Annotated in this window: 15 protein-coding genes and 4 tRNA genes; 15 read left to right on the forward strand and 4 right to left on the reverse strand. The window is 59.8% G+C overall.

Translation table 11 applies throughout. The features are described from left to right. Window positions 1-89: 89 nt before the first annotated feature. From ACJ8IM_RS11050 to ACJ8IM_RS11060, 3 genes are read right to left on the reverse strand one after another with little or no spacing between them, the layout of a single operon-like run. Window positions 90-1,082: a Vgb family protein gene (locus ACJ8IM_RS11050; protein ID WP_033652942.1), complete on the reverse strand. Its 993-nt coding sequence runs from the start codon at window positions 1,080-1,082 to the stop codon at window positions 90-92. A gap of 29 nt (window positions 1,083-1,111) precedes the next feature. Then, window positions 1,112-2,083 (reverse strand): aldo/keto reductase, encoded by a 972-nt coding sequence (locus ACJ8IM_RS11055; protein WP_033652943.1) that lies wholly within the window; start codon window positions 2,081-2,083, stop codon window positions 1,112-1,114. A gap of 12 nt (window positions 2,084-2,095) precedes the next feature. Further along, window positions 2,096-2,896 carry an SDR family NAD(P)-dependent oxidoreductase gene (locus ACJ8IM_RS11060; RefSeq protein ID WP_051917591.1) on the reverse strand — a complete coding sequence of 267 codons (801 nt, stop codon included), beginning with the start codon at window positions 2,894-2,896 and terminating at the stop codon, window positions 2,096-2,098. 106 nt (window positions 2,897-3,002) lie between these two features. On the opposite strand from ACJ8IM_RS11060, the gene ACJ8IM_RS11065 reads away from it, so the two are divergent. The 6 genes from ACJ8IM_RS11065 (at window position 3,003) to chbG (ending at window position 9,208) form a co-directional block, all read left to right on the forward strand. After that, complete coding sequence (locus tag ACJ8IM_RS11065) at window positions 3,003-3,896, forward strand: LysR family transcriptional regulator (protein ID WP_033652946.1); 894 nt, start codon at window positions 3,003-3,005, stop codon at window positions 3,894-3,896. A gap of 417 nt (window positions 3,897-4,313) precedes the next feature. Continuing rightward, on the forward strand, window positions 4,314-4,631 hold the full coding sequence (locus tag ACJ8IM_RS11070) for a PTS sugar transporter subunit IIB (RefSeq protein WP_004932561.1): 318 nt from the start codon (window positions 4,314-4,316) through the stop codon (window positions 4,629-4,631). A 12-nt stretch (window positions 4,632-4,643) separates the two neighbouring features. Continuing rightward, the gene (gene chbC / locus ACJ8IM_RS11075; RefSeq protein ID WP_033652948.1) at window positions 4,644-6,005 is read left to right on the forward strand and encodes a PTS N,N'-diacetylchitobiose transporter subunit IIC; all 1,362 of its coding nucleotides are present in this window, start codon (window positions 4,644-4,646) and stop codon (window positions 6,003-6,005) included. Between the two features lie 43 nt (window positions 6,006-6,048). Then, a complete protein-coding gene (locus ACJ8IM_RS11080) occupies window positions 6,049-7,434 on the forward strand; it encodes a glycoside hydrolase family 1 protein (protein WP_033652950.1) in 1,386 nt (461 codons plus the stop codon). 15 nt (window positions 7,435-7,449) lie between these two features. Continuing rightward, a complete protein-coding gene (gene chbR, locus ACJ8IM_RS11085; RefSeq protein WP_033637170.1) occupies window positions 7,450-8,298 on the forward strand; it encodes a transcriptional regulator ChbR in 849 nt (282 codons plus the stop codon). A 148-nt stretch (window positions 8,299-8,446) separates the two neighbouring features. Further along, window positions 8,447-9,208, forward strand: a complete 762-nt coding sequence (chbG, locus tag ACJ8IM_RS11090; RefSeq protein ID WP_033652951.1) for a chitin disaccharide deacetylase — start codon at window positions 8,447-8,449, stop codon at window positions 9,206-9,208. Between the two features lie 11 nt (window positions 9,209-9,219). On the opposite strand, the gene ACJ8IM_RS11095 is transcribed toward chbG, so the two are convergent. After that, window positions 9,220-10,599: an MFS transporter gene (locus ACJ8IM_RS11095; protein ID WP_033652953.1), complete on the reverse strand. Its 1,380-nt coding sequence runs from the start codon at window positions 10,597-10,599 to the stop codon at window positions 9,220-9,222. A gap of 243 nt (window positions 10,600-10,842) precedes the next feature. On the opposite strand from ACJ8IM_RS11095, the gene pncC reads away from it, so the two are divergent. The 9 genes from pncC (at window position 10,843) to ACJ8IM_RS11140 (ending at window position 17,165) form a co-directional block, all read left to right on the forward strand. Then, on the forward strand, window positions 10,843-11,331 hold the full coding sequence (gene pncC, locus ACJ8IM_RS11100) for a nicotinamide-nucleotide amidase (protein WP_033649270.1): 489 nt from the start codon (window positions 10,843-10,845) through the stop codon (window positions 11,329-11,331). Between the two features lie 111 nt (window positions 11,332-11,442). Continuing rightward, complete coding sequence (gene recA / locus ACJ8IM_RS11105; protein WP_004932541.1) at window positions 11,443-12,507, forward strand: recombinase RecA; 1,065 nt, start codon at window positions 11,443-11,445, stop codon at window positions 12,505-12,507. A gap of 60 nt (window positions 12,508-12,567) precedes the next feature. After that, entirely contained in the window at window positions 12,568-13,080 is a 513-nt protein-coding gene (gene recX, locus ACJ8IM_RS11110) for a recombination regulator RecX (RefSeq protein WP_033649272.1), read from the forward strand. Window positions 13,081-13,213: 133 nt separating this feature from the next. After that, on the forward strand, window positions 13,214-15,841 hold the full coding sequence (gene alaS, locus ACJ8IM_RS11115; protein ID WP_033649274.1) for an alanine--tRNA ligase: 2,628 nt from the start codon (window positions 13,214-13,216) through the stop codon (window positions 15,839-15,841). Between the two features lie 252 nt (window positions 15,842-16,093). Beyond that, window positions 16,094-16,279, forward strand: a complete 186-nt coding sequence (gene csrA, locus ACJ8IM_RS11120; RefSeq protein ID WP_004091602.1) for a carbon storage regulator CsrA — start codon at window positions 16,094-16,096, stop codon at window positions 16,277-16,279. A gap of 310 nt (window positions 16,280-16,589) precedes the next feature. Further along, window positions 16,590-16,682: transfer RNA gene (locus ACJ8IM_RS11125), tRNA-Ser, on the forward strand. A gap of 3 nt (window positions 16,683-16,685) precedes the next feature. Then, window positions 16,686-16,762, forward strand: a tRNA-Arg gene (locus ACJ8IM_RS11130). A gap of 58 nt (window positions 16,763-16,820) precedes the next feature. Continuing rightward, window positions 16,821-16,897 (forward strand) — tRNA-Arg (locus ACJ8IM_RS11135). A 191-nt stretch (window positions 16,898-17,088) separates the two neighbouring features. Next, a tRNA-Arg gene (locus ACJ8IM_RS11140) sits at window positions 17,089-17,165 on the forward strand. The last annotated feature ends 102 nt before the right edge of the window (window positions 17,166-17,267 follow it).

Genomic DNA, 17,267 nt, shown 5'->3' on the forward strand with positions numbered 1-17,267 from the left:
GCTGCGCAAGGAGGAGTTGTAACGAAGCGAGATTGTCGTTCGCCTGCGGGCAACAACGCAAGTCGCCGCCCGCTGAGGCGGCGTGGAGTTTATTGCGCGGCGGTGAGGGGCAGGGGCAGTTGATAGAGACGGAAGCTGTCGGGCACTTCGGATTCATGGCCGGGCAGCAGGCGGTGGCGAATGCGCGATTCGCTGACGAAGGCGCAGCCTTGTGGGGTGATAGTCAGATTGACCGGCGATTCCATGCCTTCGCGCAAGACCTCAATCCGGTGCATGCCTGCCGCCTTGGGAGACGGGATCCGCAGGATCCGCCCCTGGCCGCTCTGGATCCCGTTTTCCAGCACGATCAGCGCGCCGTCCGGTGCCAACCCCATCCCGTCCGGGTTTTCAATCAGGCGCGGCAGCTGCATTTCCGTCAGCTGCGGCTTTGGATCGTTATAGCGGAAGGTGTAGAGCTTACCGGTGCCGAAATTGGCGACTGCCATCAGCCGGTCGTCGAGCAGCACGATCCCGGCGGCGCCCAGCCCGCTGGGGGCCGCTAAGCGTGGATCCTGATACAGCGTACTGAATGCCGCTTCGCCCGGCCGCAGGCGCAGGATGCCGCCGCCGCGGGTTTCCGTCACGTACACCGTACCGTCTGCGCCGAGCACGATATCGTTGCCCATTTCTCCCGCCGGCAGCGCCAGGCTGCGGTTGAGCGTGCCATCCGCGACGTTCAGCGCGTAGATGCGGTTGGCGCGCGTTTTGCCGCCGGAGAGGAAGTCCGGCGAATTGCCCCACAGCAGCCCGCGCCGTTCGTCCAGCCGCAGCGCGTTTGAGGCGAACACCGTGTCAGCGCCGGGGAAAAAGGTTTCCCACGCTTTACCCGGCCGTTTGCGCAGCACGTTGCCGCTGGTGATCAGGCCGACATACAGCGTGCCGTCCGCCGCGCGGGCGATGCCGTTGGGGTAAAGCGCGCCGGGCGGCAGCGTCATACTGCTTTCCGTACAGTGTGCATCGATGGCGGCCTGCGCCGGCGCGCTAAGGGTGAGTGCAGTAGCGAGGGTGAATAACGCCGCTCGCGCGGTCACAGCGTATGCCATGTTTCTCTCCTGGAATGAAGGAAAAGGGGCTACCAACGTTCGGGGCGGGTAGCGTGCGCCATTGGCGCCTCCAGCGCGGCCACGTCTTCTTGCGATAGCCTGAGGTCTAGCGCCGCCAGTGCATCCTGCAGATGGTGTGGCTTGGACATGCCCACCAGCGGCGATGCCACGCCGGGTTTGGCCAACAGCCAGGCCAGCGCAATCTGCGCCGGGGGAACGCCGCGCGCGGCCGCCACCTCAGCTACCGCAGCGACGGTGCGTTCGACCTCGTTTCTGCCGCCGTACCAACGGGGGGCCTGCTCGTCGGTGGCGGCACGCAGCGTGCCGCCACTGCCGGAGCCAGCCAGCACGCCGCGGGCCAGCGGCGACCAGGGCGTCAGGCCAAGACCTTCCTCCAGGCACAGCGGGATCAGTTCCTCTTCGTCTTCACGCGTCACCAGGTTGTATTGGCTTTGCAACGAAATAAACGGCGCCAGGCGGTGCTGACGTTGAAAGGCCAGCATTTTCATCAGGCGCCAGGCGTGCAGTGAAGACGCGCCGAGATAGCGGATCTTGCCCGCCCGCACCAGGCCATCGAGGGTGTCGGCGGTTTCTTCGATCGGCGTTTCGGTGTCGAAGCGGTGCAGCACGAACAGATCGAGGTAATCCGTTCCCAACCGCTGCAAGGAGGCGTCAATGCTGTGCAGCAGGTGCTTGCGCGACAGCCCCCGGCTGTTCGGCTGCGCGTCCATCGGAAAGTAAGCCTTGGTGGCGATCACCACGTCTTCTCGACGGGCGAACGCCTTCAGCGCGCGGCCGAGAATGCGCTCGCTTTCTCCGCCGGAGTAAATGTTGGCGGTATCGAAAAAGTTGATGCCCGCTTCCAGCGCCTCGCGGATAAAGGGGCGCGCTTCATCCTCCTTCAGCACCCAGGGGCGCCAGGCCGGATCGCCGTAGGTCATGCCGCCCAGGCAGAGGCGGGACACCTTCAGGCCGCTGTCGCCAAGCCGAACGTAGTTCATGGCGTCGTCTCCTCAGCGCATGCCGGCGATGGTGTAACCGCCGTCCACCAGCAGGCTTTGGCCGGTGATGAAGCGGGCTTCGTCCGTCGCCAGCCACAGCGCCACATCGCCGATGTCTTCCGATTCGCCCAGGCGGCCGGCGGGCGTGTGTGCGATAAAGGGCGCGAACGCCGCGCTGTCGGCCACGCTGCCGCGCGCCATCGGCGTGTCGATGATGCCGGGGTTGATGTTGTTGACGCGGATGCCCTGGCCGCTGTATTCGAGCGCCACCGCGCGGATCATTGCATCGAGCGCGCCTTTGCTGGCGGAGTAGCTGGATGAACCGGCCAGCGCGCCGTGGGTCAGCCAAGAGGAGGTGTTAACGATCACGCCGCCCGAGCGCTGTGCCAGAAAGGTTTCAATCTCGTATTTCATCGCCAGCCAGACGCCTCTGAGGTTAATGGCGATCACCCGGTCAAAATCCTCGCTGCTCTGTTCGGTGATGGGGGCGAAGTTGCCGATGATGCCGGCGTTGTTGAAGGCGACGTCGAGCCGGCCGTAGTGGGCGGTCACCGTGGCGAGCAGCCTGCGGATGTCGTTTTCCTGGGAGACGTCGGCCACGATGGGCAGGGCGTCGCCGCCGGCGAGCGCGATGTCGCGCGCCGTGGCTTCGATTTCCGCCGCGCGTCGGCCGGCCAGCGCCACTTTGGCGCCTTCGCGGGCATAGGCCAGCGCGGCGGCGCGGCCGATGCCTGTGCCGCCGCCGCTCACCAGCACGACTTTGTCCGCCAGACGGCGCGGCGTTTCATGAGTTGGAGCTGTAGCATTAATCATCGCATCGATACCTGGTAATGGGTTCGATCGTAATGCTATGTTGTTAGGTAACGGATAACTATCCGCTAAAAATTCATCTCACTATTAGATAATTTATATTAATAGCATGAAGAAACCCGAATTGTCCGGCCTGGCGGCCTTCGTGGCTATCGCCAGTGAACGCAGCTTCCGCCGCGCCGCCGCCCGATTGGGCGTGACGCCGCCGACGCTGACCCACACCCTGCGCGAACTGGAAGCGCAGGTGGGCATTCGCCTGCTGAACCGCACCACCCGCAACGTTTCGCCGACGGAGGCCGGTGAGCATCTGTTGGCACAGCTGGTGCCGGCCTTTACCGACATCGACGCCGCGCTGGAGAGCCTGAATGCGTTTCGCGAAGGGCCGCGCGGCCTGGTGCGCATCAACGCGCCGCGTTCGGCGATCGATCTCGCCATCGTGCCGCATCTGGGGCGGTTGGCCAGCGAATATCCCGGCATTACGCTGGAGGTGGTGGCGGACGAAGGGTTCGCCAACATCGTCGAGCAAGGCTTTGACGCCGGTATTCGGCTCGGCGAGGATCTGCACAACGATATGCGCGCGGTGCGTCTGACGCCGGATCTGCGTTTTGCCATCGTCGCCACGCCGGACTATTTTCAACGGCACGGCGAACCGACGCACCCGCAGGATTTGCTGCAGCACCGCTGCATCGGTTGGCGCAAGGCCTCTTCGGGCGAGCGCTACAAATGGGCATTTCAGCAGGGCGAGCAGCGATTTACCGTGGCGGTTAACAGCCCGCTGATCGTGGATGACGCCAGGCTGCTGCTGCAGGCGGCGCTGGCGCACGTCGGCATCGCCTTCGCCATCGAGCAGGAGGTGGAAGAACACCTCGCGAGCGGGCGGCTGCGGCGAGTGTTGGCCGACTGGTGCGCGCCGTTTCCCGGTTTTTACCTCTATTACCCCAACCGCAGGAACCATTCCGTGGCGCTGGCCACGGTGATCGAGTTGCTGCGTCTGCCCACTTAATCCTCTTCGCCTGCCATCGCGTTCGGAGAGCAGCAGGCGAATCAAGCTTGAACTATTTTTATTCCCTTTTCGTTTGTTCAGGCGCAAATAAACCCTTAAATTCTCGGCGTGTTTATAACTATCTGTTTATAATTGTTATTTGAGTATTTATTACGAATATTCTGAGTTTATATCGGTTATTTGAGAACCCGGTCACACTATTTTTTTATGCGAAATGTGAAGGGGGTCAAGCCATCAGGTCAAGGAGAGACGGTTATTCTCTCCCCTGGCTTACCGATCCGTTTTTCATGCTCCGTATACTGTCTGCAACCAGGGCAACGTGACGGAAATTTTCATAAGGAATGTGCGTGAAGCAATCGTGATTGCATCTGGCATACAAATAACACGGGGTTTTTTTGATTATCTGAGGTGCTTGGTATGGAAAAGAAAAAAATCTATCTGTTTTGTTCTGCCGGTATGTCCACTTCCCTGTTGGTTTCAAAAATGAAGGCGCAGGCCGAGAAATACGAAGTGCCGGTGATCATCGCCGCCTACCCGGAAGCGCTGGCTGCGGAGAAAGGCGTTGAAGCGGATCTGATCCTGCTGGGGCCGCAGATTGCCTACACCTTGCCGGAAGTGCAAAAACAGCTGCCCAACAAACCCGTTGAAGTCATCGATCCGCTGCTGTACGGCAAGGTCGATGGGCTGGGCGTGCTGAAGGCCGCGGTGGCCGCCATCAAGAAAGCCAACCAATAACAGGAGGCCGCCGTGAATACCCTCATTGCCTCGCTCGAGAAGGTTATCCTGCCTTTCGCCGTAAAAATCGGCAAGCAGCCCCACGTCAACGCCATCAAGAACGGCTTTATCCGCCTGATGCCGCTGACCTTGACCGGGGCGATGTTCGTGTTGATCAACAACGTGTTCCTGAGCTTCGGCGAAGGATCGTTCTTCTATTCGCTGGGCGTGCGCCTGGACGCCTCCACCATCGAGACGCTCAATAGCCTGAAGAGCATTGGCGGCAGCGTGTACAACGGCACGCTGGGGATCATGTCCCTGATGACGCCGTTCTTTATCAGCATGGCGTTGGCCGAAGAGCGCAAGGTCGATCCGCTCGCCTCGGCGCTGCTGGCGGTGGCGGCCTTTATGACCGTCACGCCGTTCAACGTCGGCGAGGCCTATGCGGTGGGCGCCAACTGGCTGGGCGGCGCCAACATCATTTCCGGTATGCTGATCGGGCTGGTGGTGGCCGAGATGTTTGCTTTCATCGTGCGGCGCAACTGGGTGATCAGCCTGCCGGACAGCGTGCCGGCTTCGGTGTCGCGTTCCTTCTCGGCGCTGATCCCCGGTTTCATCATCCTCTCCATCATGGGGCTGGTGGCGTTCGCGCTGGCGCATTGGGGCACCAACTTCCACCAGATCATCATGGACGGCATTTCGGCGCCGTTGGCCAAGATGGGCAGCGTGGTGGGCTGGGTGTACGTGCTGTTCTCCTCGCTGCTGTGGTTCTTTGGGGTGCACGGCTCCATGGCGCTGGCGGCGCTGGACAGCGGCATCATGACGCCGTTCGCACTCGAAAACGTGGAGCTGTACAACAAATACGGTTCGGTCGAAGCGGCGATGGCCGCCGGGAAAGAGTTCCACATGTGGGCGAAGCCGTTCGTCGACTCCTACATTTACCTCGGCGGCACCGGCTCGACGCTGGGCCTGATCATCGCCATCTTCATCGCCTCGCGCCGCGAGGATTACCGCCAGGTCGCCAAGCTGGCGACGCCGTCCGGCATTTTTCAGATCAACGAACCGATTCTGTTTGGCCTGCCGGTGATCATGAACCCGGTGATGTTCATTCCGTTCATCCTGGTGCAGCCGGTGCTGACCATCATCACCTCGCTGGCTTATTACTCCGGGCTGATCCCGCCTATCACCAACATCGCGCCCTGGACCATGCCGGTCGGCCTGGGGGCGTTCTTCAACACCAACGGCAGCATCATGGCCATGTTGTTGAGCCTGTTTAACCTGGCGGTCGCCACCGTGATTTATCTGCCGTTCGTGGCGATCTCCAACAAGGCGCAGAGCCAGATCGACGCGGCGACGGAAAGCGAAGAAGACATCGCCAAGGCGCTGAAATTCTAACTGTGGAACGGGGCGGCGCGGCCGCCCTGCGAGGGACGCGAGTATGGAATATCAATTTGCCGACGGGTTTTGGTGGGGCAGCGCCACCTCCGCGCCGCAGTCTGAAGGGGCGGCCGCGCGCGACGGCAAGAGCCGCAACATCTTCGACTATTGGTACGAGATCGCGCCCGAGCGCTTTCACGATCGGGTGGGGCCGGCTGAGGCCTCGACCTTTTACGACCATTTCCGCACCGATATCGGGCTGCTCAAAACGCTGGGCCATAATACCTTCAGAACGTCTATCTCGTGGTCGCGGCTGATCCCGGACGGTGACGGCGAGGTGAACCCGCAGGCGGTGGCGTTCTATAACGCGATGATCGACGAGCTGCTGGCGCAGGGCATCACACCGTTTATCAATCTCTACCACTTCGATATGCCGCTGTGCATGCAGCAGCGCGGCGGCTGGGAAAGCCGGGCGGTGGTCGAAGCCTATGCGCGTTACGCCGATATCTGCTTCGGCCTGTTTGGCGATCGGGTCACCCACTGGTTCACCTTCAACGAGCCGATCGTGCCGGTGGAGGCCGGTTATCTGAATGACCTGCATTACCCTTGCGTGGTGGATTTCAAACGGGCGGTCACCGTGGCGTATCACAGCGTACTGGCGCACGCCATGGCGGTGCAGCGTTTCAGAGCGCGGGAGCTGCCGGGGAGCATCGGCATCATTCTGAATCTGAGCCCGACCTATCCGCGTTCCGACGCGCCGGAGGATCGGCAGGCCGCGCACGACGCCGATCTGCTGCTCAACCGCAGTTTCCTCGATCCGGTCGCCAAAGGGCGTTATCCGGCGGCGTTGCTGCAGCTGCTGGAGCGGCATGGGCTGATGCCCTGCTGCGAGCCACAGGATGCGCCGCTGATTGAAGGCGGCGTGGTGGACATCCTCGGCGTAAACTATTACCAGCCGCGCAGGGTGCAGGCGAAAGAGGGGCGTCGTGCCGAGGGGCCGATCGCATCGCCGGAGGATTTGTTCAGTTACTATGCAATGCCGGGCCGCAAAATCAATCCGCACCGCGGCTGGGAGATCTACGAAAAGGGGCTGTACGACATCCTGATGGATCTGAAAGAGAACTACGGCAACCTGCCTTGTTATATTTCGGAAAACGGCATGGGCGTTGAGGGCGAAGAGGCGTTTATCGGCGCCGATGGGCGGGTGGAGGACGATTACCGCATCGACTTTATTCGCGAGCACCTGAAGTGGCTGCATCGCGCGCTGGCGGAAGGCTCGCAGTGCAAAGGCTATCATCTGTGGACCTTTATCGACTGCTGGTCCTGGCTGAACGCCTACAAGAATCGTTATGGGCTGGTGCGGCTGGATCGGGCGGATCAGCGCCGCACCATCAAGAAAAGCGGCTACTGGTTTGCCGAGGCGGCCAGACGCAACGGATTTGACTAACGGGAGGCCGGCGCCGTGTCCGACAACCGAATTTCGCTGAGTGCCAACGACGTGAAGCTGATTCGCGAGCAGGATTTTTTTAACTGCAAAGATTTTCACCTGTTTATCTACAACAAGGTGGAAAGCGCCACCGGGCTGCATCAGCACGACTATTACGAGTTCACCATCGTGCTGAGCGGCAAATGCTATCAGGAGATCAACGGCAAGCGGGTGCTGCTGGAGCGCGGGGATTTCGTCTTTATCCCCATCGGCTCCTACCACCAGAGCTTTTACGAGTTCGGCGCGACGAAAATCTTCAACGTGGCGGTCAGCAAAGCGTTCTTTGAAGAGCACTATTTGCAGCAGTTGCCGCGCTGCTTCGTCGCCTCGCAGGCCTACAGCCTGAGAAACGAGTTTTTGGCCTATATCGAATCGGTGGTGAGTTCGCCGCAGTTTCGCGAGGACGACTTCGCCGAATTTCTCGAAACGCTGACCTTCTATGTGATCAGCCGTATTCGTCACCATAAAGAAGAAAACGATGGCGGCGATGATATCCCGCAGTGGCTGAAGAACACCCTGGCCGGCATGCATGACAAGGCGATGTTCGGTGAAAGGGCGTTGGCTAACATGGTGGCGCTGTCGGGGAAAACCCAGGAATATCTGACCCGGGCGATGCGGCGTTACTACCACAAGACGCCGATGCAGGTGATCAATGAGATCCGCATCAACTTCGCCAAGACGCAGCTGGAGGTCACCAACTATTCGGTTTCCGATATCGCCTTCGATTCCGGCTATGGCGATGTCAGCCTGTTCATTAAAAACTTCAAGCGGCTCACCGATGTGACCCCAGGCAACTACCGAAAAAAGTGCTACGGCCCTCTTTAGGGCCGCTCCCGATCAGTATCAACGCCGATATGCCGATGAGCTTCAGGCCGCCGGCCGGTTAATCATTCGATTTTTACCTTAGCGAAGGGGAATGCCGCGCCGGTCGGTCGGGCTTCCCTTGCCAAAAATTCATCCCGCGGGAGCCACTATGGAAAAACTACTGATCGTGAATGCCGATGACTTCGGCCTGAGCAAGGGGCAAAACTACGGTGTTATCGAGGCGTATCAGCATGGCGTCGTTTCCTCTACCACGGCGATGGTGAACGGCGGCGGCGCACAGCACGCGGCGGCGCTCAGCCGGCAATATCCGGGGCTGCCGATCGGGCTGCATTTCGTTTTGACCCATGGCAGGCCGCTGGGCGCCATGCCTTCGCTGGTCAACGAGCATGGCGAATTGGGCAAATGGCTGTGGCGCCGCGTCGAGGCCGGCGAGCTGCAGCTGGACGAGATCCAGGAGGAGCTGCAGCGCCAGTTCGCGCGGTTTGTGACGCTGTTCGGCAGGCCGCCGACGCACATCGACAGCCACCACCATGTACATATGCAGCCGCAGATTTACCCGCTGGTGGAGGCGTTTGCGCAGGCGCAGGGTCTGCCGCTGCGCCTCGATCGCGAAGAGGCGAAACGGCGCGATATTGCGTTGCAGACGCCCTGCAGCACCGACGCGTTTGACGCGGGATTCTACGGCGAAACGATTTCCGAAGCCTTGTTCCTGCAGCGGTTGGCGCGCGCTGACGAGCTGGGCGCCGAGTCATTGGAAATGATGTGCCACCCGGCGTTCCTCGACGCGACGATCCTGCAGAGCAAATACTGCCACCCGCGCCTCGTCGAGCTGGATGTGTTGACCGCGCCGACGCTGAAAGCGGCGATCGCCGAACGCGGTTTTCTGCTGGGCTCTTTCCTGGATCTGTAGCTCCGCGCCGTTTACAGCATGGCGTGCGCCTTTTTCAGGCCGGTGTCCTCTTGCGGATCGGCGCCCTGAGGCAAGGGCTCTGCTTCCTGTTCTTCAGGCTGCGGCTCGTCGACATCGGGCGCCGCTTCCGGCGGCGGCATGGTGTCGTGAATGATCTGCTCATCAAAGGTCGGATTGAGCGCAGGCGACAGCGGCGAGCTGGCGAGGCTGTCCGGCAGCGGAATGTGCGGCACCGGCGCGTCCTGCGCCAGCTGCGGCTCCTCCGCTTTCGCCGTGCGGCTGAGGGCCGCCAGCAGCACGCCGCACAGGGCGAAGAAGGCGTACAGGATATTGCCGCCAAGCGGCTCGATCAGCGCGCCGACCGCCAGCGGCCCGATGCTGGCGCCGACGCCGAACGCCATCAGCAGGCAGGCGGCCAGCGAGACGCGACGCTCCGGCTCGATCAGATCGTTGGCCAATGCCACCACCAGCGGGTAGAGCGTAAACTGCAGCATGCTGACGACGAACCCCACCGCCAGCAGCAGCGGGAAATCGATGTGCGGCAGCAGCGCCAGCGGCAACGCCGCCACGATCAGAAAAATGGCGTTGAGGCGCATCAGCAAGGGGCGGTTATAGCGATCCGACAGCCAACTGAGCGGGAATTGCGCCACCAGCCCGGCGAAGATGGCCAGCGCCATGAACAGGCCGGTTTGCTGCGTGCTTAAGGATTGCAGGCTGGCGTAGACCGGCGCCAGGCCGTAAAACGAACCTACCACCATGCCGATCACCAGCGTGGTGGCCAGCACCTTGGGAATTGCGCCGACAAAGTAACGCAGTTCCATCGGCGCCGGCGACATGTGGCGCGCATTGGTGCGGGTGGTGAGAGCGATCGGCACCAGGCAGAGCGCGAAGCACAGTGCGATCACCAGCAGCGTGGTGATACCCAGATTGCTTTGCAGCATCAGCACGATCTGGCCCAGCGACATGCCGAGATAGGTTGCCGCCATATAGAAACCGAACACCATGCCGCGCTGGTTGGATTCCGCCTGGTCGTTCAGCCAGCTTTCCAGCACCATGAACTGACACATCATGCACAGCCCGATCACCAGGCGCAGCGCAACCCAGGCGGGAATGAACGCCGTCAGGCCGTGCCCCAGCACCGCGGCGGTAATGATGCCGGCGCAGGCCACGTAGGCGCGGATATGCCCGACGCGGGCGATGAGAAAGTGGCCGACCTTGCCGCCGATCACCAACCCGATGTAGTTGGCGGCGATGATGGCGCCGATCAGCGCGCTGCTGACGTGGATGGAGGCCAGCCGCAGCGAGACGTAGGTGGTGAGCAGGCCCGAGCCCAACAGCAGCAGCAGGGTGGTGGTGTACAACGGCAAGAATACGCCCAACGTTTTTTTCACGCTATCATCCTAATCTCTTCTGGTGCGCCCTGAGGCCGCCGCCGCAGCGTGCCGCCTCCGTGATGTTCCTTGTGCTGGTGCGCCGCCGCTCGCTGGGGCGCTTCTTTTGATACTAGCAGCTTGGCCGGGCGCTTAAAACCGCACCTCCTGCGAGGCGCTGCGCATTTCTGCGCGCCAGACGTCGCGCCGCCTTGATAAATGCTACTATCGGGCGCATATACCTGAATTCGCGAGGGAGGGGTTATGAGTGAAAACCAACTGCGCCGGCTCAGCGTGCTGGCGGGGGAAAAACTGAAGGCTCAGGGCCGCTGGATCACCTGCGCGGAATCCTGCACCGGCGGCGGCATCGCCAAGGCCATTACCGATATCGCGGGGAGCTCCGCCTATTTCGATCGCGGTTTCGTCACCTACAGCAATGCGGCGAAGCACGACCTGCTGGGAGTGAGCGAAGCCACGTTGGCGGCGCACGGCGCGGTCAGCGAAGAGGTGGTGCGCGAGATGGCGATAGGGGCGCTGCGTGCGGCGCGGGCCGATCTGGCGCTCTCGGTAAGCGGCATCGCCGGCCCGGACGGCGGCAGCGCGGAAAAGCCGGTCGGCACCGTGTGGTTCGGCTTCGCCGGCAGCGATGGCCGGGGGCTGTCGCGCAAGATGCAATTCGAGGGCGATCGCGATGCGGTGCGGCTGCAGGCGACGATTTTCGCGCTGCAAACCGCCATCGACGAATTTTTGTAAATTAGGCTTGATACTGTATGACTATACAGTATAATTAGTGACATTTCCTGCACAACATACATTCAGTGGCAGTGTGGGGTAACACCGGCATTGCGAAACGAAGGAGCAAAAATGGCTATTGATGAGAACAAGCAAAAGGCGTTAGCTGCGGCACTGGGCCAGATTGAGAAACAGTTCGGCAAAGGCTCCATCATGCGCCTGGGTGAAGACCGCTCCATGGACGTGGAAACGATCTCTACCGGCTCACTGTCACTCGATATCGCTCTGGGCGCCGGCGGCCTGCCGATGGGCCGCATCGTCGAAATCTACGGCCCGGAATCCTCCGGTAAAACCACCCTGACGCTGCAGGTGATCGCCGCTGCGCAGCGCGAAGGCAAAACCTGTGCGTTCATCGACGCCGAGCACGCGCTGGATCCTATCTATGCGAAAAAGCTGGGCGTCGATATCGACAACCTGCTGTGCTCCCAGCCGGACACCGGCGAGCAGGCGCTGGAAATCTGTGATGCGCTGACCCGCTCCGGCGCGGTTGACGTCATCATCGTCGACTCCGTGGCGGCGCTGACGCCGAAGGCGGAAATCGAAGGTGAAATCGGCGATTCGCACATGGGTCTGGCGGCGCGCATGATGAGCCAGGCGATGCGTAAGCTGGCCGGCAACTTGAAAAACGCCAATACCCTGCTGATCTTCATTAACCAGATCCGTATGAAAATTGGTGTGATGTTCGGCAACCCGGAAACCACGACCGGCGGTAACGCCCTGAAGTTCTACGCTTCGGTGCGTCTGGATATCCGCCGCATCGGTGCCATTAAAGAGGGCGACGAAGTGGTGGGCAGCGAAACCCGCGTGAAAGTGGTGAAGAACAAAATCGCTGCGCCGTTCAAACAGGCTGAATTCCAAATCATGTACGGCGAAGGCATCAACAGCCGTGGCGAGCTGGTCGATCTGGGCGTGAAGCACAAGATGATCGAAAAAGCCGGCGCCTGGTACAGCTATAACGGCGAGAAAATCGGTCAGGGCAAGGCGAATGCCTGTAACTTCCTGAAAGAAAACCCGGCTATCGCCGCCGAGCTGGATAAGAAGCTGCGCGATTTGCTGCTGCACAGCGGCGGTGAGCTGGTGGCCGCTTCCGGTGACGACTTCGAAGACGACGAAGCGGAAACCAGCGAGCAGTTCTAATCGCTGAAGATGTGCGCCGCCGTTCGTGTGGCGCATATCCCATAAATTCAGGCTTGAATGATGAATGACTTGCTAAGCCGCGCCATGCGCCTGCTGTCGCAACGCGATCATAGTGAAGCTGAACTGCGCCGCAAACTTGCGGCGCAGCCGTTTGTGGCGAAAGCCCGTTTTGGCAGCAAGGGGCCACATGCGCCGGCATCACCGCCGGTGGTTGAAGAGCCGGTGGATCCTGCGCTGATCGAGCAGGTTATCGCCTACTGTTACCAGCATAACTGGCTGGACGATAAGCGTTTCGCTCACAGCTACATCGGTAGCCGCAGCCGTAAAGGTTACGGTGCGCAACGCATCCGCAGCGAACTGATGCAAAAGGGCGTCGACAAAGCGCTGGTGCAGGACGCGCTGGCGGATTGCGATATCGACTGGTGCGAACAGGCAAAACAGGTGGCGCAGCGAAAATTTGGCGATGCGTTGCCAACCGACTGGAAAGAGAAAGCCAAAGTGCAGCGTTATCTGCTCTATCGCGGCTTCTTCCAGGAAGAAATTCAGTCAATTTACCGTGATTTTGCGCAATGAGCGCACACGGGGTTTTACTTCCCTCTGAAGAAAATTTATCTTATCCCCACTTTTTGTTCGTGAGCTGGTTGTCATCGTCGGGATGACGCGTCACCGGCTTACGTGTCGTTATTCTAGCCTTTCCAGGAAAATTATGAGCAAGAGCACCGCTGAGATCCGTCAAGCGTTTCTCGATTTCTTTCATAGTAAGGGTCATCAGGTTGTAGCGAGCAGCTCCCTGGTGCCTAACAATGATCCGACATTGCTGTTTACCAATGCCGGCATGAACCAATTTAAGGATGTTTTCCTGGGGCTCGACAAACGCGCCTATTCCCGCGCCACCACCTCGCAGCGCTGCGTGCGCGCAGGCGGCAAGCATAACGACCTGGAAAACGTCGGTTATACCGCGCGTCACCACACCTTCTTTGAAATGCTGGGCAACTTCAGCTTCGGCGATTACTTCAAGCACGACGCGATCGGCTACGCATGGGAACTGCTGACCGGTGAAAACTGGTTCAACCTGCCGAAAGAGCGACTGTGGGTCACCGTGTATGAAACCGATGACGAAGCGTTCGACATCTGGCAGAAGCAAATCGGCGTACCGGCCGAGCGCATTATCCGCATCGGCGACAACAAGGGCGCGCCTTTCGCTTCCGACAACTTCTGGCAGATGGGCGACACTGGCCCATGCGGCCCGTGCACCGAGATTTTCTACGATCACGGCGATCACATCTGGGGCGGCCCTCCAGGCAGCCCGGAAGAAGACGGCGACCGCTACATCGAGATCTGGAACATCGTTTTCATGCAGTTCAACCGTCAGTCCGACGGCACCATGCTGCCGCTGCCGAAACCTTCTGTGGATACCGGTATGGGTCTGGAGCGCATTGCGGCGGTGTTGCAGCATGTGAACTCCAACTATGAAATCGATCTGTTCCGTACCCTGATCGCCGCCGTGGCTAAAGTGACCGGCGCAACCGATCTGGACAACAAATCCCTGCGCGTTATCGCCGACCACATTCGTTCCTGCGCCTTCCTGGTGTCGGACGGCGTGATCCCGTCTAACGAAAACCGCGGCTATGTGCTGCGCCGCATCATTCGTCGCGCGATCCGCCATGGCAACATGCTGGGCGCGAAAGACACCTTCTTCTACAAACTGGTGGCGCCGTTGATCGAAGTGATGGGCCCGGCGGCCGACGAACTGAAACGCCAGCAATCGCTGGTGGAGCAGGTGCTGAAAACCGAAGAAGAGCAGTTTGCCCGCACGCTGGAGCGTGGTCTGGCGCTGTTGGACGAAGAGCTGGCCAAGCTGCAGGGCGATACCCTGGACGGCGAAACCGCTTTCCGTCTGTACGATACCTACGGTTTCCCGATCGATCTGACCGCTGACGTCTGCCGCGAGCGCGGTTTGAAAGTCGACGAAGCGGGCTTTGAAGACGCGATGGAAGCACAGCGCCGCCGTGCGCGCGAATCCAGCGGCTTTGGCGCCGACTATAACAGCCTGATCCGCGTGGATGGCAGCAGCCAGTTCAGCGGTTACGATCACGACGAGCAGCAGGCGACGGTCATCGCGCTGTTCCGCGACGGCCAGCCGGTCGATCAGATCAACGCCGGCGAAGAGGCGGTGGTGGTGCTGGATGAGACGCCGTTCTATGGCGAATCCGGCGGCCAGGTCGGCGATAAAGGCGTGCTGAAAGCCGCCGGCGCTGAGTTTACGGTCAACGATACCCAGAAATACGGTCAGGCTATCGGCCATCAGGGCAAACTGGCGCAGGGTTCGCTGAAGCTGAACGATCGCGTGGACGCGCAGATCGACGCTGAGCGCCGCAACAGCATTCGTCTGAACCACTCCGCAACTCACCTGCTGCACGCCGCGCTGCGCCAAACGTTGGGCGACCACGTCGCGCAGAAAGGCTCGCTGGTTAACGACAAATACCTGCGTTTCGACTTCTCGCACTTCGAAGCGATGAAGCCGGAGCAAATCCGCGCGGTGGAAGATCTGGTGAACCAGCAGGTGCGTCGTAACCTGCCGGTGCAGACCGAGCTGATGGCTTTGGAAGATGCCAAAGAGAAGGGCGCGATGGCGCTGTTCGGCGAGAAGTACGATGACAACGTGCGCGTGTTGACCATGGGCGACTTCTCCACCGAGCTGTGCGGCGGCACCCACGCCAGCCGCACCGGCGATATCGGCCTGTTCCGCATTCTGAGCGAGTCGGGCACCGCGGCGGGCATCCGCCGTATTGAAGCGGTGACCGGCGCTGGCGCTATCGCTACGCTGCATCAGCAAAGCGATTTGTTGCAAGACGTTGCTCAGTTGGTCAAAGGCGACAGTAACACCCTGACCGATAAAGTGCGCTCGGTGCTCGATCGCACGCGCGCGCTGGAAAAAGAACTGCAGCAGTTGAAAGATCAGCAGGCGGCGCAGGAGAGCGCTTCGTTGTCCAGCCAGGCAAAAGTGGTTAACGGCGTGAAGCTGTTGGTCAGCCAGTTGGACAATGTCGAAGCCAAAATGCTGCGCACCATGGTAGATGACCTGAAAAATCAATTGGGTTCGGCCATCATCGTGTTGGCAACGACGGCTGATGACAAAGTCAGCCTGGTTGCTGGTGTGACCAAGGATCTGACTGACCGCGTGAAAGCCGGCGAGTTGATCGGCAACGTGGCGCAGCAGGTCGGCGGCAAGGGCGGTGGTCGCCCGGATATGGCGATGGCGGGGGGGACGGATATCAACGCCCTGCCAGCGGCGTTAAACAGCGTAGAAGCCTGGGTGGCCTCGAAGCTGTGAATATAAATAAATAGCACGCACAAACGCCATAATACTTTGTTGATTATGGCGTTTTCATACTGTGCTAACACAATTTAGTTACAATTGCGGGAACAAAGTTTTTCAGGTCGGCTAAACTTACCATTATCTGAGGTGGGACCAAGTCTGCTTACACTTATTGTGGGTTGCGCGGCTTACGTTTTCACCACATATGATGGATAATGACGGGGAAACTGAGAGACCCGACTCTTTTAATCTTTCAAGGAGCAAAGAATGTTAATTCTGACTCGTCGAGTTGGTGAAACCCTCATGATTGGCGATGAGGTTACGGTTACTGTGCTAGGGGTAAAAGGCAACCAGGTGCGTATTGGTGTGAACGCCCCCAAAGAGGTTTCGGTTCACCGTGAAGAAATCTATCAGCGCATTCAGGCAGAGAAGTCTCAGCAGACGACTTACTGATTCCGAAGCAGCGTCTCGTTGCCAGACGAGACGCTACTGCATCGTTTTACCCACTTCCTTCACCCTCCCTCTTCTTTTTCGTGATTATTTTCCCGGTTAGTTTCCTGCTTTGTTGCTACAGACGCGGCGGTTGCCTGTTGATAAAACGCCCTTTTTGCCGTGAAATCGCCCATGTTGGGTGCGAATTGTGCAAACGCGCATGAGTTGGGAAAAATTGTTTGACTTAAAAGTCGGAGAAAGTAATATGTGCGCCACGCAGTGCCGATGAGCTTCTCTAAAGCGAGTTAGGCACAATTCGAAAGAAGCGTTTGGTGAGGTGGCCGAGAGGCTGAAGGCGCTCCCCTGCTAAGGGAGTATGCGGTCAAAAGCTGCATCCGGGGTTCGAATCCCCGCCTCACCGCCATTTGCATCCGTAGCTCAGCTGGATAGAGTACTCGGCTACGAACCGAGCGGTCGGAGGTTCGAATCCTCCCGGATGCACCATATTAGCCGTATGGTAGAGTTGGGAACAAAGTACCATAGGGTATCAAAGAATTACTGTGCATCCGTAGCTCAGCTGGATAGAGTACTCGGCTACGAACCGAGCGGTCGGAGGTTCGAATCCTCCCGGATGCACCATTCTTCACTTCCCGTACTGCGAAGAGAAATCTTCAGGCGGGCAGTAAAAAAGAAAGTGTCCCTTAGGGAGGATAACGTTGCTTCAGCAACGGCCCGCAGGGTGAGGCGCAAGCGCCGAATCATCCTCCCGGATGCACCATTCTTTAAGTCTGGCTTCATTAGCGAAGCAGGCAAGCAGTAAAAACAGTAATGCATCCGTAGCTCAGCTGGATAGAGTACTCGGCTACGAACCGAGCGGTCGGAGGTTCGAATCCTCCCGGATGCACCATCTAAGAGAAACCCGCTTCGGCGGGTTTTTCGCTTTTCAGCATTTAACCATTCTCTACTTCACCCCTGTCCTCCTTTGCGCCCGATAGGGCACAGCACATTC

It is taken from the genome of Serratia sp. CY33525, assembly GCF_052169115.1.
GTDB classification, from domain to species: domain Bacteria; phylum Pseudomonadota; class Gammaproteobacteria; order Enterobacterales; family Enterobacteriaceae; genus Serratia; species Serratia sarumanii.

Excerpts from the sequence above, each read along its gene's own strand:
- ACJ8IM_RS11050 (WP_033652942.1), bottom strand. The coding sequence starts at position 1,082 with ATGGCATACGCTGTGACCGCGCGAGCGGCGTTATTCACCCTCGCTACT.
- ACJ8IM_RS11055 (WP_033652943.1), bottom strand. The coding sequence starts at position 2,083 with ATGAACTACGTTCGGCTTGGCGACAGCGGCCTGAAGGTGTCCCGCCTC.
- ACJ8IM_RS11060 (WP_051917591.1), bottom strand. The coding sequence starts at position 2,896 with ATGATTAATGCTACAGCTCCAACTCATGAAACGCCGCGCCGTCTGGCG.
- ACJ8IM_RS11065 (WP_033652946.1), top strand. The coding sequence starts at position 3,003 with ATGAAGAAACCCGAATTGTCCGGCCTGGCGGCCTTCGTGGCTATCGCC.
- ACJ8IM_RS11070 (WP_004932561.1), top strand. The coding sequence starts at position 4,314 with ATGGAAAAGAAAAAAATCTATCTGTTTTGTTCTGCCGGTATGTCCACT.
- ACJ8IM_RS11080 (WP_033652950.1), top strand. The coding sequence starts at position 6,049 with ATGGAATATCAATTTGCCGACGGGTTTTGGTGGGGCAGCGCCACCTCC.
- chbG (WP_033652951.1), top strand. The coding sequence starts at position 8,447 with ATGGAAAAACTACTGATCGTGAATGCCGATGACTTCGGCCTGAGCAAG.
- pncC (WP_033649270.1), top strand. The coding sequence starts at position 10,843 with ATGAGTGAAAACCAACTGCGCCGGCTCAGCGTGCTGGCGGGGGAAAAA.
- recA (WP_004932541.1), top strand. The coding sequence starts at position 11,443 with ATGGCTATTGATGAGAACAAGCAAAAGGCGTTAGCTGCGGCACTGGGC.
- recX (WP_033649272.1), top strand. The coding sequence starts at position 12,568 with ATGAATGACTTGCTAAGCCGCGCCATGCGCCTGCTGTCGCAACGCGAT.
- alaS (WP_033649274.1), top strand. The coding sequence starts at position 13,214 with ATGAGCAAGAGCACCGCTGAGATCCGTCAAGCGTTTCTCGATTTCTTT.
- csrA (WP_004091602.1), top strand. The coding sequence starts at position 16,094 with ATGTTAATTCTGACTCGTCGAGTTGGTGAAACCCTCATGATTGGCGAT.